Genomic DNA, 14,343 nt, shown 5'->3' on the forward strand with positions numbered 1-14,343 from the left:
GGCGGCCTTGGCGCAGCGGCGGCATATTGTTGCCAACTTGATGCTGTTTCATTGAGTCTGTTGCAACAAACTCATGGCATTCAGACTGAATCAGGTGCATACTTGGATTGCATAGAAAATAGGGCAATGTATTTTCAACTAAGCTGTAAAACTATATGACAAAGTGCGCTCCGCGAGCGGTGCAGTGGGGAAGCTGCGGTCGGTTCTGTTCCTGGCGTGGATTTGTCCATGAAGATGCATTCACAACAATTTGCAAGTTCTTCTTTAATCATCAAAGGGTATGGTGTACCCTTTTTTAAAGAGATACTACTTAATAATGTTATCAGCATTGTCAAATCCAGGTCGTCCGTCCGGGCGTGAAGGGTAGGCGATGCCGAGCCTGGAACATCCCTGATTATGGACACCTTAAAAGCATTGATGGTCTTCATGACCACGGCGGAAAATGGCAGTTTCTCCGACGCCGCGCGCAAGCTGGGCGTATCGCCGGCCGCCATCAGCCAGAGCATCGCCCGGCTGGAGCAGGAACTGGAGGTTCGCCTGTTCAACCGCACCACGCGCCAATTGACGCTGACCGAGGACGGGCGCCGTTTCTACGCCCAGTGCCGCGGGCCGGTGAACAATCTGGATTCGGCGATCAATCAGCTGAAGGCCAGCCGCGACGAGCCGGCCGGCCATCTGCGGGTCAGCATGCCCAACTCCTTTGGCCGGCGCTTCATCCTGCCCATCATGGGCGAGTTCTGCGAGCGCTATCCCAAGGTGCGGGTCTTCTTCGGCCTGGACGATCATTTCAGCGATCTGATCGAGGACGGCTACGATGTGGGCGTGCGTTCCGGCATGATGCCGGACAGCCGCATGGTGGCGCGCAATCTGGCGCAGATGCCGTTGTACGTGGTGGCCTCGCCCGGCTATTGGGACTTGCACGGCCGCCCGAGCGCGCCGGAGGAGTTGAGCAACCACGATTGCATCAATTTCCAGTTCCCCACGTCCGGCCGCCTGTTCAAATGGGAGTTCGACCGCAAGGGCGAGCGCATCCCGCTGGAGGTCAACGGCACCTACACGCTGAACGAGATGGAGGCGGTGGCCGAACTGGCGCGGCTGGGCATGGGCGTGGCCCAGTTGCCGGGCCATGAGGTGGTGCATCTGATCCGCTCCGGCGAGCTGGAGCCGGTGCTGACCGATATGGTGTCGCTGGAGCGCTCGATCTACATCTGTTTCCCGCATCGCGATCACATCGCGCCGCGCACCCGGGTCTTCGTCGACTTCGTGGTGGAGAAATTGGCCGATCACCCGGACATCATGGCGGATCTGCCGGGGCTGGACCTGAGCGCCAAGCGCAAGGCGGCCCAGAAAAACGCCATCTGATCCCCGTTTCCGCCTGATCCCGAAGCCAGCCTCCGCGCTGGCTTTTTTCTTGTCCGTTCGCCGCCGCCAGCCATCCTTTCTCCCAGGTGTTGTTAAATATAATGAGCGCGTGTATTGTATTTTTATACCAATCATGAACGGACGCGCCGCGTTCGCTTCGCCTAGGAGACAGCCATGAACGCGCCGGCCAGACTGGAACATACGAGCTCTTACTACGCCGCATCGGCCCATCCGGCGCCGGAGCGCCCGCCCTTGCAAGGCGCTTTGCAGGTCGATGTCTGCGTGATCGGCGCCGGCTATACCGGCGTGTCCGCGGCGCTGCACCTGGCGGAGCGCGGTTATCAGGTGGCGGTGCTGGAGGCGGCGCGGGTGGGCTGGGGCGCGTCGGGCCGCAACGGCGGCCAGATCGTCAACAGCTACAGCCGCGACATGGACGTGATCGAGAGCCGGCACGGCAAGGCGGCGGCCGCGGCGCTGGGCGCGATGGCTTTCGAAGGCGGCCGCATCATCCGGGAGCGCATCGAGCAGTACGGCATCCAGTGCGATCTGAAAACCGGCAATGTGTTCGCCGCCTTCACTCAGAAGCAGCTGGACGAACTGGCGGCCAAGAAGCGCTTATGGGAGCGCTACGGCCATACCGGCCTGCACCTGGTGGACCGCGAGGGCATGCGCGGCATCGTGGCGTCGGATCAGTACGCCGGCGCCTTGCTGGACAATTGGGGCGGGCATATCCACCCCTTGAACCTGGCGCTGGGCGAGGCGGCGGCGCTGGAGTCGCTGGGCGGCCGGATTTTCGAGCAGACGGCGGCCTTGAAGATTCATCCGGGCGGCCGGGTGCGGGTGGAAACCGCTGGCGGCGAGGTCAGCTGCCGCTTTCTGGTGGTGGCCGGCAACGCTTATCTGGGGGAACTGCTGCCGGCGCTGGCGGAGAAGAGCCTGCCTTGCGGCACCCAGGTGGTGACCACCGAGCGTTTGCCGGAGGCCTTGGCCAAGAGCCTGTTGCCGGGCGATCACTGCGTCGAGGATTGCAATTTCCTGCTGGATTACTATCGGCTGACCGCCGACAACCGGCTGCTCTACGGCGGCGGCACCGTCTACGGCGCGCGCGATCCGGGCGAGGTGGAGCGGCTGATCCGTCCCAAGATGTTGAAAACCTTCCCGCAGCTGGAAGACTACAAGATCGAGTTCGGTTGGACCGGCAATTTCTCGCTGACCCTGTCGCGGCTGCCGCAGGCCGGGCGCATCGGCGACAATGTCTATTATTCGCAGGGCTGCAGCGGCCACGGCGTCACTTACACCCATCTGGCCGGGCGCTTGCTGGCGGAGGCCATCCACGGCGACAGCCGGCGCTTCGACCATTTCGCCAGCCTGCCGCATTATCCCTTCCCCGGCGGCCGCGCGTTCCGCGTGCCGATGCTGACCATGGGGGCGTGGTGGTACGGGCTGCGGGACCGGCTGGGCTGGTGAGTTATTCGTCGGGGGCGAGGCGGCGTTCGCGGTTGGCGCTGCCGGCTTCGCCCACCGCCCGGTTGCGCCCGGCGTTCTTGGCCGCGTACAGATACATGTCGGCGCGGTGCAACAGGGTTTCCGGCATGTCGTCCAGTGTCTGGGTGGCCACGCCTATGCTGGTGGTCAGGCGTTTCACCACCGGCAGTTCGGTCTGCGCCAGCCGCTGGCGGATGTCGTCGGCCAGCGCCAGCGCGCCGCTCTGCTCGGTTTCCGGGCAAATCACCAGGAATTCGTCGCCGCCCCAGCGCGCCACCGTGTCCAGTTGGCGCGCGCGCTTTTGCAGCAACTGGCTGAAGGCGGCCAGCACCTGATCGCCGGCCAGGTGGCCGTAGTTGTCGTTGACGTCCTTGAAGTGGTCGATGTCCAGCAGCAGCACCGAAAACGGCCGCCGGGTGCGGTAGGAGCGCTCGGTTTCGCGTTCGAGTATGGTGTTGGCCTGGCGGCGGTTGGCCAGGCCAGTGACCGCGTCCTGGCCGGCGATGGTGTTGAGCTCTTGCAGCATGGCGTGGGATTCGCGGGCGCGGCGGTAGGCGAACAAGGCCAGCGACACGGCCAGGTTGACGCAGAGCAGCAGCGCCAGCGCCATGGTTTGCGCGTTGCCGTCGTCGGGGCCTGTTCCCAGCGCGGAGAGCAGCTGGTAGCGCTGGGCCAGCCAGAGCAGCAGCAGATTGGCCAGGAGCAGGATGGCCAAGTCGAGCAAGATCTGCCGCAGGCTGAACAGGCGTGGCTTCATGGGGCTTGGGCCGTTTCCGATGAGTGCAGGCCGCCGGGAGGCGGTTCGATTGCGTTTATTCTTTTCGGATTAGCCCAAACTCGGCTCGGCCACAAGGAGCGAGCGCCGGCGAGGCGCTCCAAAAGTCCGTCGAAGGCCAGCCGGGCTTCGGCTTGACCAGCGGTTTTCGCCTTGTCCCGCCCGGCTCGCGGGCGCTTGAAGCGGCGTTTAAACGGCCATGAAGCGCGCCAGCGGCGTGGCGCTCCAGTCCACGCTGTCCAGCAGGTTTTTGACGATGAGCCCCAGCTCGGTGTCGCCTTCTATCAGCAGCTTGCGGTGGAAAAACAGCGTGTCCGGGTCTTCCTCGCGCAGCATCATGCGGGCGAAGTCGGCCAGCGTGGCGGAGAGCTGCAAATCGGGCGCGGCGGCGTCCGGGTCGCGGCGGAAGCCTTGTTCATCGGCGCGGAAGCGCAGCGTCAGGCCGGCGTCCAGCACGCGGATGGCGAAGCGGCGGCCGCTCAGCAGCGCCATGTCCGCCGGCAGCACGCCGCGCCGCGCCAGTTGATTGAGGCTGGCGACCAGCAGCCAGGCCGGCGGCGCGGCCGGCAGCCGGGACAGCAGCGCGGCGGCGGCGGCGGGCAGGGCGAGATCAGGAATGCGCATGGGAAACTCCTAGGGCTTGGTTGCCGGCCTGGCCGCGCCAATAGCCGTCCACCAGTTCGGCGTCGGCGAGGCGGCCGCTGGCGGCTTGCAGCGTGCCCGGGTCGGCGCCGTCCAGCGCCTGGCGGAACAGGGCGACCACGTCGCCGGTGGCGCGCGACTGCGGGCTGACGCGCACGGCGTCGACGCCGACGGCGGCCAGGCCGCGCAGATGCGGCAGCAGGCTGTGGCAGCCGGCGGACAGGGTCTGGATGCCGTTGAGGGTGAGGAAGTCCTGCTGGTCCTGGGTGCGCATGTTCAAGCCGTCCGGGTGCTCCAGGCAGCGGAACTGGCAGTCGTCCTTGCTCAGATTGTAATGGCGGGCGGTGAAGCAGCGCGCGGACAGCGCCAGCGGCAGCTTGCCCCAGGCGAACAGCTCGGTGGCGATCGGCGCGCCGATCTCGGCGTAGCGGGCCAGCAGTTCGGCCAGCGTGGCGCGGTCCATTTCCACCGGCGGCACCCAGCGTTCGGCGCCCCAGTCGCGGATCAGTTTCAGGGTGTCGGCGTTGTAGATGTTCAGATGCGGGCCGGCGACGAAGGGCAGGCCGTGTTCGCGCGCCAGCTTGATCGCGCCCAGGTCGTTGGCTTCCAGCGCGATGTCGCCGTTGGCGGCCAGCTGGCGCGCGCGGCGCAGATCGGACTCGCTCTCCAGCAGCGCCTGGCAGCTGAGGGTGACGCGTTTGCCGGCGGAGGCCAGGTCGCGCGCCAGCGAGATCCAGTCCTGCGGCCGCATTTGCTGGCGGCGCGAGCACACCACCTCGCCCAGATAGATCCGGTCCAGCGGCCAGTCGGCGGCGGCGGCGTAGAAGTCCAGCAGGGTGTCGCGCGGCCAGAAGAACAGCACCGGTCCCAGCGTCAATTGCAGATTAAGGCTTGTCATTGGCGGTTTTCCATCGGGACGGCGCTCATTTCCACGGCCGGTTGTAGGCGCCCAGCGTCTGCTGCTGCCCCTCCGACACCTTGTTCAGCGCCTGGTGCCAGGCGGGGCGCGGCTGGAAGCGCGCGCCGTCGCGGCCGGCGGCGTCCAGCGCTTCGCGCAGCGCGCGCGTCACCTGGGCCACGTAGGCCGGGCTGCGCTGGCGGCCTTCCACCTTGATCGCGGCCACGCCGCTGGCGATGATTTGCGGCAGCATGTCCAGCACATTGAGGCTGGTGGGTTCTTCCAGCGCGTAATAGGTTTCGTCGCGCACCTGGAAGCGGCCCTTGCACAGCGTCGGGTAGCCGGCGGGTTCGTCGTCGCGGTAGCTGTCGATCAGGATGTCGTTGAGGCGGGCGTTCATGCGCCGCTCGCCCGGCTCCCAGCGCACGAATTTGGCCGGCGAGCACACGCCGTGGGTGTTGGGCGATTCGCCGGTGGCGTAGCTGGACAGTTGGCAGCGGCCTTCCACCATCACGCACAGGCTGCCGAAGCCGAAGACTTCGATCTCGACGTCGGTGTGCTCGATCACGTGGCGCACCTGGTCCAGGGTCAGCACCCGCGGCAGCACCGCGCGGCGGATGCCGAACATGTCGCGCGCCAGGTTGATGGCTTCGTAATTGGTGGCCGAGCTTTGCACCGACATGTGCAGGCGCAGCTGCGGGTGGCGTTCGGCGGCGTAGGCCATCAAGCCCAGGTCGGCCAGGATCAGCGCGTCGGCGCCCAGCGCCGCGCCCTGGTCCACCGCCGCGCGCCAGCGGGAGGCGTCGCCGCCCTGGGCGAAGGTGTTGATCGCCAGCAGCACTTTGCGGCCGTGGCGGTGCGCGTAGGCGATGCCTTCGCGCGCGCTGGCGTCGTCGAAATTCAGCCCGGCGAAATTGCGGGCGTTGGTCTGGTTTTTCAGGCCCAGGTAAACGGTGTCGGCGCCGTTGTCCACCGCGGCCTTGAGCGCCGGCAGGCTGCCGGCGGGGCAGACCAGCTCGGGCAGGGATGTGTGCAGAGCCATCTTGGTCGGTCCGGTTCAAAACCCGCCGACGATAACAAGCCCCGCGTTGCGGGGCCTTGTTCTGGGTCAAGCGTAGGCGGAGGGCTTAGAAGAAAGGGAAGACCAGCTTGGTCTTGGCCACCAGCACGATGTAGAACACCGCCGCCAGCGCGCAGAGGAAGGCGATCAAGCGGGTTTGCGGAGTTTTGCCGCGGCGCAGAGCGATGGTGCCCAGCGCCACGTAGAGCACCAGGCCGACGATTTTGGCCAGCAGCCAGGGACTTTGCAGCACGGGCCAGCCGCCCATGATCACCAGCGCGATGGCACAGCCCAGCAGCAGGGTGTCGATGACGTGGGGCAGGATGCGCACCGGCTTCAGCGCCAGGATGTTCTGCTTGCCGCCCAGCATCAGGCCGCCGCGCACGGCGAACAGCAGAATCGACAGATAGGCGAAGCCCATGTGGGCGTGTTTGACGATCAGATAAGGATACATAGGCGTCCAAAGTTGAGGAGTTAGAACGGGTTTACGCTCTCGCAAGGCATGCTGGATCGTAAACAGGTTCTTAGAGCCTGTTCAAAGTCTCGTGAGCAAGGGCGAGACAAGGCGAAAACTAGCGAAAAAGCGGAATGTACACGTGGTACATGAGCATTTTGAGCTAGTTTTCAACGCCGTATCGCTGAAGCGCGGTAGACGTTGAGCAGGTTCTTAGACGGCGCTTAACGATAGCGCGCCCATAATACCCGCGCCGCGCCCGTTTGCGGGTTCGGCGTGCCGCCGCCGCCTTCGCCCGGCAAACCGTTCTGACCGCTGATGTCGATCACGGTTTCCGCGCCCAGGCTGTTCAGCGGCCGGGAGGGCGGCGGCGCGCCGGGCGGGCGGCTTTGCAGCCCCGCGCTGACCGGGCCGAAGATATGGGTGCTGCCGGCGGTGTCCAGAGTATCGCCGGCCAGCACCGCGCCGTGGATGCGGTTGCTGGCGCCCAGCCGGATCTTGCCGCCGCCGAAGGCCTGGGCCGCGTCGTAGCCGCCGGCCAGCAGCGCAATGCCGAGCAGCGGGGATTCGCGCAGCGCGTTCCGGTCCGCGGCGCAATGGTTCAGCGGATAGACGTCAGGGAAGTCCGGGCTGCGGCAGACGCGCGCCGCGCCGGCCTGGCGCAGGCTCCACAGTTCCACATTGCTGCTGGTCTCGATGTGGCCGGTGGCGAGAATGGCGTTGTCCAGCCGGCCGTACAGCGACAGATTGCCCTCGAACAGAACCACGCCGGGCAGCATGCCCTGAGGCGGCTTGAGGCGCAGCAGCCATTGCTGCGCGGCGCTGCCGGACAGGCAGCTTTCGGCGTCGCTCTCGCACAGCCGCAAGGCCGGCTGGCCGGCCACCGGCGCGCAGCGCCTGCCGTCGGCCTGCAAGGCCGGGCACAGATCGTTGCGTTGCCAGTCGTCGGCGCGCTGCCGGCCCAGCCGGTAGACCGCGCCGTCCGGCACGCCGGCCACATGTCGCAGCCGGACGCGGATGCGCTGCAGCGCGTCGGCGGAACGGTCCGCCGCATCCCAGTAGACGATGAGGTTGGCGGCGTCGCGGTAGTCGTTGGCGTTGACGCGGGTCGCGCCCAGGCGGAACTCCGGCACCGGCTCCAGCGGCACTTTCAGCCCGGCCTGGTGGCGCACCCGCACGGTGTTCGGCGGCGGCTGGCGCGCTTGGCCGGCGGCGTCGAAGATTTGCGCGCCGTTGTGGCTGAAGGCGCCGCCGATGAGGCCGTCGTCGATGTTGGCGTTGCCGCGGCTGTCCAGCAGGCCCTGGGCGCGCAAGGCGTTCAGCCGGTTGCTGCTGCTGGTGCGCACATCGCCCTGGCTCAGCAATTGCGCGGAAACGGCGACGTTGCCGGCCAGGGTCACGTCGCCGATGGCGGACAGCCGGCCGACTCGTTCGCCGCTGCTGCCGACCGAGCCGTTGGCGGCGGCGGTTTCCACGTCGCTGCCGCTGCCCATGACGATGTTGCCGCGCGCTTTCAGGGTCAGGAACTGGCCGCTGTTGACGCGGATGTCGCCGTTGCTCCACAGGCTGAGCGGAGTCTGGCCTTCGCCGCGCTCCGGATTGCCCTGGAACAGGATGTCGCCGGTGGCCTGGATCGCGCTGACGCCGCTCAGGCTGCCGCTGGTGTCCACCGCGCCTTCCACTTGCAAGAGCGCGTCCTTGGCGCCGGTGACCACAATATTGCCGCTGGTGGACAGGCCGCCGCGGATCTGCGCGGCGGCGTTGACGCTGGTCGGCGGCGGCGCGCCGTTCAATTGGTAGACCACTTCCAGCGTCACCGTGGCGTCGCCGCTGGCGGCGGTGATCCAGGCTGCCGCCTTGTCGTCGTCGACCACGACGCCGCCGGCGCGCGGCGCCGGCAACAGTTTGATCCGGAGGGCGTCGGCCAGCCCCTGGCTTTCCGGCGGCAGGCTAGCGCGGTCCAGGCTCAGCGCCGCGCCGTCCAGTTCCAGCGCCTTGAGTTGCGCCGGCGTCAGCGCCGACAGGTATTGCCGCACCAGCTCCGCGCCGGTCCAGGCGCGCCATTGCGCCTCGCTGTTGCCGCGCAGCGAGCGGGTCAGCTCTTGCTGGCCGCGCAGATGGTGCATGCCGCCCAGCGCCAGCGCGGTCAGGGCCATGCCGGTGAGCAGCACCATCAGCACCGCGGCGACGCCGCGCTGGCGGCGCGGCGGGGAGGGCGGGCGGCGGCGGGCTCTCATGCGGGGGCAGCCAGATTGGTCAGGCAGCTGGCGAAGCTGCGGGCTTCGCCTTGCTGCGCGTTGTCGTAGTTGAGCAGCAGCTGCGGGAAGGTCTGGCTCGCCGCCGTCGCCGCGGCGTAGGGCCAGCAGGGCTGTTCCAGCCGCAAGGCCATGCTGAGTTGATGCCGCGGCGGCAGCGGGCCGGTCAGCGCGCGGGCGCGCCATAGCGAGGGCTGGGTCAGCGCGTCGGCGATGGCGGCGCAGTCGTCGGCCTGCAGCTGGTACAGCACGCTGTTCTGGCCGGCTTCGCCCAAGCGGGCCACGCCGCGGCAGGCGTAAGCGCCGGCGTCCAGCTGCGGGCGATAGCGCCACACCGCCGCGTTGGCGCTGCCGGAAGCCGCCGGCGCGGCGCTGAGCGCGCTGACGGCGCCGTCGGCGTCCAGGCGCAAATCGCTGACCGACAGCAGCTGCAGGTTCTGTTCGCGGCCGCCGGCGGCGCCGAAGCCGGCTTCCTGCGCCTGTTGCTGCACGCTGAGCAGGGCCGCCATCAATTGGCCGTCCCGCTGCGACAGGCTGGCGCTGCCCTGGTCCGGATCGAACACGCTGCGCGCGGTCTGGCGATACAGCGTCAGCATCGCCAGCGTGGTGATCAGGGCCAGCAGCATGCCGATCAGCAGTTCCAGCAGAGTGAAGCCGGCGGCGCGCTTATTCATGATTGCTCAGGGAGAGGGTGGCGGAGGCCGCGTCCCGCAGTTGCAGGGTCTGGCCGCGCAGCTGGGCGTTGGCGGCGATTTCGGCGCCGCCGTTCCGCGGTTGTCCGCGCAGCGTCACCGCGGGCGCGGAGCGGCAGGCCAGCCGCGCGGTGGCGCTGACGCCGCTGGCCAGCGGCCAGTCGTCGGCGCTGTCGCAGAGCAGCCCGCCTTGTTGCAGCTGCTCCCGCGCCTTGCTCAGGACCAGCGCGTGTTGTTGCAGCTGTTGCTGGCTGCCCAGGCTGCGCGCGTTGACGAAGACGACGCCGAGGCCGGTCAGCATCAGCAGCAGCATGGCGATCAGGCTTTCCAGCAGGCTGACGCCGCTTTGCGCCTTATAGGTCACCGCGTAGCTCCTGTTGCGCGCCGCGGATGCAGTAGGCCGGCCGGGTGCCGCAGGCGACGCCGGCCGCCTGCGCCGCCAGCGGCTGGCCCTGGTTGTTCAAGGCCAGGCATTGCGCGGCGGGCGTTTGCAGGCAGCTTGTTCCCAGGGAGACCGGGCGCGGCGCGGCGGCGCGCCATAGCGCCGCGCCTTGGCAGCGCTCGCCCTGAGTGCCGCTGGCCGGCGCGCCGGCGAATACGCACAGCTGGCCTTCGGCGCTGGACATCAGCACCGCGGCGGCCTGGTCCGGCGCCGCCGCCTGCGGGTTGCTCAAGGCCGCGGCCTGGGTCTGGGCGTAGGCCCGCGCCAGCTGGCTGCGCGCCAGCGTCAGCTTGTGGGCGTCGCTCCAGCCCTGCGCCAGCGGCACGCTGAGCAGCGCCAACAGGCCGATCAGCGCCAGCGTCGCGCACAATTCCATCAGGCTCAGGCCGCGCTGGCGGCGGAACGCGTTCACCATTGGGTCTGGCACGCCGAGGTGCTGGTGTTGGCGCTATGGTCGGCGCCGCTGAGTTTCAGCACGCAGCCGGACAGTTGCGGGCTGACGCCGCTGGCGGTGAGCAGGAAGCTGCCGCCCTGCGGCTGGTAGCCGTAGTTGAATTCCGCTTGCGCCGGCTGCCAGCTGCTGTTGCCCAGCGCGGCGCGGATGGCGCTGGCGCTGTCCGCGCTGGCGGCGGGATAGGCCAGGTGCAGCAGCTTGTGGTTTTCCAGGGCCAGGCTCAGGGCCATCAGGTCGCTCTTGGCGGTATTGGCCTTGGCCGCCTGCACATGGCGCTGGTAGGACGGCACCGCCACCAGCAGCAGAATGCCGACGATGGCGGCCACCACCATCATCTCGATCAGGGTGAAGCCGGAATGGCCTTGCGGCCGGACGGATGCGCTCACGACATCGCCTAGTTAAATAAACGTCATATTTTAGCTTTATTGGACTCATATTGGTATTGATTGACATCAATATGCCTTGTAAATATCCTGCCGGAAAGCAAGCCGCCGCCTGCGCGCCGCCGCGCGGCATTATCTGCCGCGCGCGGCGCATGCGGCCGATCCGGGCCGCGGATGCTACACTTGGCCTGATTTCACCTACCGCCTATTCCCGCATGCTGCTTCTTTACCAGTCCAACCGCTTGGAGCAATTGGGCCAGCTGTTTTGCGGCATGAGCCAGAGCCTGCCGCTGTCCGATCCCTTCGCGCCGGAAACCGTGATCGTGCAGAGCCGCGGCATGGGCCGCTGGATCACGCTGGACCTGGCGCGCAGCAACGGCGTGGCCGCCAATCTGGACTTCGTGCTGCCGGCCGCCTTCGCCTGGCGGCTGATGCAGCAGGTGATGCCGGAGCTGCCGCGCAAGTCCTCGTTCACGCCGGAAGTGCTGAGCTGGCGGCTGATGGAGCTGCTGCCCACGCTGGAGGGCGAGCCTTTTCTCGCCCTGTCGCGCTATCTGGAGGGCGGCGAGGCCGCCTGTTTCGAGCTGGCCGGCAAGGTGGCGGACATCTTCGACCAATACCTGGTGTTCCGGCCGGACTGGATACGCGGCTGGGAGGCCGGCCAGTTGCTGGGCCTGGGCGAGGACGAAGCCTGGCAGGCCGCGCTGTGGCGGAGGCTGGCGGACAGCGATCCCGGCCGCCACCGCGTGCGCATGCTGGACGAGTTTTTCGCCGAGCTCAAGGCCGAGCATCTGCCGGAGCGGGTGACGCTGTTCGGCATCGCCAGCCTGGCGCCGATGTATCTGGCCCTGGTCAAGCGCCTGTCCCAGCTCACCGACGTCTGCCTGTTCACCCTCAATCCCTGCGAGGCGTATTGGGGCGACATCGTCGACGCCCGCCGCAAGCTCAAGCTGCAGCAGAAGGGGGATTTGTTCGCCACCGAGGGTCATCCTCTGCTGGCGTCCCTGGGCAAGCAGGGGCGGGACTTCTTCGAGCTGATCGCCGAGGACAGCGAGCTGGACGCGCGCCCCTTGTTCGACGTCCCCGGCGGCGACGCGCTGCTGGCGCGGCTGCAGCGCGACATCCTGCAGTTGAACGAGCCCAAGGACGCGCCGCGGCCGCTGGCGGCGGACGACGATTCGGTGCAGATCCACGCCGCCCACGGACCTATGCGCGAACTGGAGGTGCTGAAGGACCGCTTGCTGGCGATGTTCCGCGAGGATCCCGGGCTCAACCCCGCCGACGTGGCGGTGCTGACTCCGGACATCAACAGTTACGCGCCCTATATCGACGCGGTGTTCGGCGCCCGTCCGCAGGAGGACGCCGCGCCGGACATCCCCTACAGCATCGCCGATCGCCGCATCGCGCGCGAAGAACCGTTGCTGGCCAGCTACGCCGCCTTGCTGGATCTGGCTGATTCCCGCTTCGCCGCCGATCAGGTGCTGGCCTTGCTGGACGCGCCGGCGCTATTGCGCCGCTTCGGACTGGACGACGCCGACGTGCCCTTTGTGCGGCAATGGGCGCGCGAAGCCGGCATCCGCTGGGGGCGGGACGCCGCGCACAAGGCGGCGCTGGGCTTGCCGGCGGACCCGCTGTTCACCTGGCGTTGGGGCCTGGACCGGCTGCTGCTGGGCGCGGTGTTGCCGCCGGCCCTGGCCGGGGACGACAGCGGCCTCTACGCCGGCCTGTTGCCGCACAGCAGCGCCCAGGGCCAGTTGGCGGAAGCGCTGGGGCGCTTCGCCGCCTGCTACCGCGAACTGGAGCGGACGGCGGAAGAATGGGCGCGGCCGGCCAGTCCGGCGGAGTGGGCTGAGCGGCTGCAGCAGGCTTGCGAGTCTTTGTTCGACGCCGACGCCGACGACGAGAAAGCGCTGGAGGTCTTGCGCGGCGCGCTGGCGGAATTGGCCGAGGACGCGGCGCTGGCCGGTTTCGAGCAGGCGGTGGGCCTGCCGGTGGTGCGGGACTGGCTCAAGCGCAAGCTGACGCTGGCCTCGCCGCTGGGCTTTCTTTCCGGCGGGGTGACTTTCTGCGCGATGGTGCCGATGCGCTCCATCCCCTTCCGCGTGTTGTGTCTGATAGGCATGAACGACGGCGCCTACCCGCGCGACGAGCGCCCGGTCAGCTTCGATCTGGTGGCGCGCCATCCGCGTCGCGGCGACCGCTCGCGCCGCTTCGACGACCGCTATCTGTTCCTGGAGGCCATCCTCTCCGCGCGCGAAAAGCTGTATCTGTCCTATGTGGGGCAATCCGCCCGCAGCGGCGAAACCCTGCCGCCGTCGCCGCTGATCGCCGAGCTGCTGGACTGCTTCTCCGCCATGTGCGGCCAGGATCTCGGCCGGACGCTGATGGTGCGCCATCCGCTGCAGCCGTTTTCGCCCGCCGCCTACGACGGCGCGGACCCGCGGCTGGCTAGTTTCGAACCCACCTTCGCCGCGGCCTTGTCGCAGCCGGAGGCCGCGCCGCGGCCCTTCGTCGGCGCGCTGCCGGCGGCGGCGCTCAGCGGCGTGGTCAATCTGCACGACTTCATCCGTTTCTGGCGCAATCCGGTACGCGCTTGGCTGGCGGACCGGCTCGCCATCCGCCTGTTCGGCGGCGACGAGGAGTTGCCGGTGCGCGAGCCCTTCACCGTGGACGGCGACGCCAGCCAGGCGGTGCGCAGGCAGTTGGTGGAGGCCATGCTGCACCGTCGTCCGCAAGCGCCGGTGCGCGAGCGCGTCGCCGCCGCCGGCCTGTTGCCGCCGGCCGCGCTGGGCCGGGCCTGGCTGGTGGAGGAGGCGCGCTCCAGCGTCAAGCTGGCGGCGCGGCTGCCGGCCGCGCTGAGCCGGGAAGTCTTGCCGCCGCAGCCGGTCCATTTGCAGGCGGCCGGCCTCACCCTGGTGGGCGAGCTCACCGGCCTGCGGCCCGAAGGCCAGCTGAGCTTCGTCGTCGGCAAGATCAACGCCGCCCAGCGCGTGGCCTTGTGGCTGGGTCATCTGATCCTGTGCGCGGCGCGGCCGCCGGGCGTGGCCTGCCGCAGCGCTTGCTACGACGACGCCGGCGGCCTGTTGCTGGAGGACGAGCCGGAGGCCTTGGCCTTGCTGGAGCCGTGGCTGGCGCGCTGGCGTCAGGGCCAGGATCAGCCCTTGCCCTGCTTCGGCCGCACCAGCTGGGCTTACGCCGAGGCCTTGGCCGCGGAGCCGGAGCGGCGCGACAAGGCCTTGCAGAAAGCGCTGGAAAAGTGGGATCCGAGCTTTGTCCGCGAAGGCGGCGTCGCGCAAAAGGACGAGGCGGCGATAGCGCTGGCCTTCCGCAATCAGCAGCCGCTGGACGACCCTCTGTTCGCCCAGCTGGCGGAAACTCTGTTGCTGCCGCTGGCGGAGCGACTGCAGGGCGGCGGCGAGGATTGAGGCGGCCGCCGCGCCG

The 14,343-nt window shown here is 68.3% G+C and carries 13 protein-coding genes; 3 read left to right on the forward strand and 10 right to left on the reverse strand.

The window, feature by feature from the left end:
• Positions 1 to 396 precede the first annotated feature (396 nt).
• Both VK98_RS09175 and VK98_RS09180 read left to right on the forward strand, forming a co-directional pair.
• The gene (locus VK98_RS09175) at positions 397 to 1,362 is read left to right on the forward strand and encodes a LysR family transcriptional regulator (protein ID WP_048413744.1); all 966 of its coding nucleotides are present in this window, start codon (positions 397 to 399) and stop codon (positions 1,360 to 1,362) included.
• 174 nt (positions 1,363 to 1,536) lie between these two features.
• Positions 1,537 to 2,829, forward strand: a complete 1,293-nt coding sequence (locus tag VK98_RS09180; protein WP_048413745.1) for an FAD-binding oxidoreductase — start codon at positions 1,537 to 1,539, stop codon at positions 2,827 to 2,829.
• 1 nt (position 2,830) lies between these two features.
• Here VK98_RS09180 and VK98_RS09185 read toward each other — a convergent pair whose 3' ends face one another.
• The 10 genes from VK98_RS09185 to VK98_RS09230 form a co-directional block, all read right to left on the reverse strand.
• Positions 2,831 to 3,604: a GGDEF domain-containing protein gene (locus VK98_RS09185; protein ID WP_053077302.1), complete on the reverse strand. Its 774-nt coding sequence runs from the start codon at positions 3,602 to 3,604 to the stop codon at positions 2,831 to 2,833.
• A gap of 207 nt (positions 3,605 to 3,811) precedes the next feature.
• Positions 3,812 to 4,246, reverse strand: a complete 435-nt coding sequence (locus VK98_RS09190; protein ID WP_048413746.1) for an SCP2 domain-containing protein — start codon at positions 4,244 to 4,246, stop codon at positions 3,812 to 3,814.
• On the reverse strand, positions 4,233 to 5,162 hold the full coding sequence (locus VK98_RS09195; protein ID WP_048413747.1) for a U32 family peptidase: 930 nt from the start codon (positions 5,160 to 5,162) through the stop codon (positions 4,233 to 4,235). The genes VK98_RS09190 and VK98_RS09195 overlap by 14 nt, the downstream gene beginning before the upstream one ends.
• A gap of 25 nt (positions 5,163 to 5,187) precedes the next feature.
• On the reverse strand, positions 5,188 to 6,204 hold the full coding sequence (locus tag VK98_RS09200) for a peptidase U32 family protein (protein WP_048413748.1): 1,017 nt from the start codon (positions 6,202 to 6,204) through the stop codon (positions 5,188 to 5,190).
• An 85-nt stretch (positions 6,205 to 6,289) separates the two neighbouring features.
• Positions 6,290 to 6,676: a SirB2 family protein gene (locus VK98_RS09205; RefSeq protein ID WP_048413749.1), complete on the reverse strand. Its 387-nt coding sequence runs from the start codon at positions 6,674 to 6,676 to the stop codon at positions 6,290 to 6,292.
• A 224-nt stretch (positions 6,677 to 6,900) separates the two neighbouring features.
• Positions 6,901 to 8,913, reverse strand: a complete 2,013-nt coding sequence (locus VK98_RS09210; protein WP_048413750.1) for a hypothetical protein — start codon at positions 8,911 to 8,913, stop codon at positions 6,901 to 6,903.
• Positions 8,910 to 9,605 carry a prepilin-type N-terminal cleavage/methylation domain-containing protein gene (locus tag VK98_RS09215; RefSeq protein WP_048413751.1) on the reverse strand — a complete coding sequence of 232 codons (696 nt, stop codon included), beginning with the start codon at positions 9,603 to 9,605 and terminating at the stop codon, positions 8,910 to 8,912. The genes VK98_RS09210 and VK98_RS09215 overlap by 4 nt, the downstream gene beginning before the upstream one ends.
• Positions 9,598 to 9,987 (reverse strand): hypothetical protein, encoded by a 390-nt coding sequence (locus VK98_RS09220; protein ID WP_048413752.1) that lies wholly within the window; start codon positions 9,985 to 9,987, stop codon positions 9,598 to 9,600. The genes VK98_RS09215 and VK98_RS09220 overlap by 8 nt, the downstream gene beginning before the upstream one ends.
• Positions 9,977 to 10,492, reverse strand: a complete 516-nt coding sequence (locus VK98_RS09225) for a prepilin-type N-terminal cleavage/methylation domain-containing protein (RefSeq protein ID WP_197083009.1) — start codon at positions 10,490 to 10,492, stop codon at positions 9,977 to 9,979. The genes VK98_RS09220 and VK98_RS09225 overlap by 11 nt, the downstream gene beginning before the upstream one ends.
• Entirely contained in the window at positions 10,474 to 10,905 is a 432-nt protein-coding gene (locus VK98_RS09230; protein WP_048413754.1) for a type IV pilin protein, read from the reverse strand. The genes VK98_RS09225 and VK98_RS09230 overlap by 19 nt, the downstream gene beginning before the upstream one ends.
• Positions 10,906 to 11,117: 212 nt before the next feature.
• Between VK98_RS09230 and recC the strand changes: the two genes are divergently transcribed.
• Positions 11,118 to 14,327, forward strand: a complete 3,210-nt coding sequence (gene recC, locus VK98_RS09235; RefSeq protein WP_048413755.1) for an exodeoxyribonuclease V subunit gamma — start codon at positions 11,118 to 11,120, stop codon at positions 14,325 to 14,327.
• Positions 14,328 to 14,343: the final 16 nt, after the last annotated feature.

The sequence above is a fragment of the Chromobacterium sp. LK11 genome (assembly GCF_001043705.1).
Lineage (GTDB): Bacteria > Pseudomonadota > Gammaproteobacteria > Burkholderiales > Chromobacteriaceae > Chromobacterium > Chromobacterium alkanivorans.

What these genes read in the sequence shown, in the direction of transcription:
- VK98_RS09175 (WP_048413744.1), top strand. Translation starts at nt 397, where the DNA reads ATGGACACCTTAAAAGCATTGATGGTCTTCATGACCACGGCGGAAAAT.
- VK98_RS09180 (WP_048413745.1), top strand. Translation starts at nt 1,537, where the DNA reads ATGAACGCGCCGGCCAGACTGGAACATACGAGCTCTTACTACGCCGCA.
- VK98_RS09185 (WP_053077302.1), bottom strand. Translation starts at nt 3,604, where the DNA reads ATGAAGCCACGCCTGTTCAGCCTGCGGCAGATCTTGCTCGACTTGGCC.
- VK98_RS09190 (WP_048413746.1), bottom strand. Translation starts at nt 4,246, where the DNA reads ATGCGCATTCCTGATCTCGCCCTGCCCGCCGCCGCCGCCGCGCTGCTG.
- VK98_RS09195 (WP_048413747.1), bottom strand. Translation starts at nt 5,162, where the DNA reads ATGACAAGCCTTAATCTGCAATTGACGCTGGGACCGGTGCTGTTCTTC.
- VK98_RS09200 (WP_048413748.1), bottom strand. Translation starts at nt 6,204, where the DNA reads ATGGCTCTGCACACATCCCTGCCCGAGCTGGTCTGCCCCGCCGGCAGC.
- VK98_RS09205 (WP_048413749.1), bottom strand. Translation starts at nt 6,676, where the DNA reads ATGTATCCTTATCTGATCGTCAAACACGCCCACATGGGCTTCGCCTAT.
- VK98_RS09210 (WP_048413750.1), bottom strand. Translation starts at nt 8,913, where the DNA reads ATGAGAGCCCGCCGCCGCCCGCCCTCCCCGCCGCGCCGCCAGCGCGGC.
- VK98_RS09215 (WP_048413751.1), bottom strand. Translation starts at nt 9,605, where the DNA reads ATGAATAAGCGCGCCGCCGGCTTCACTCTGCTGGAACTGCTGATCGGC.
- recC (WP_048413755.1), top strand. Translation starts at nt 11,118, where the DNA reads ATGCTGCTTCTTTACCAGTCCAACCGCTTGGAGCAATTGGGCCAGCTG.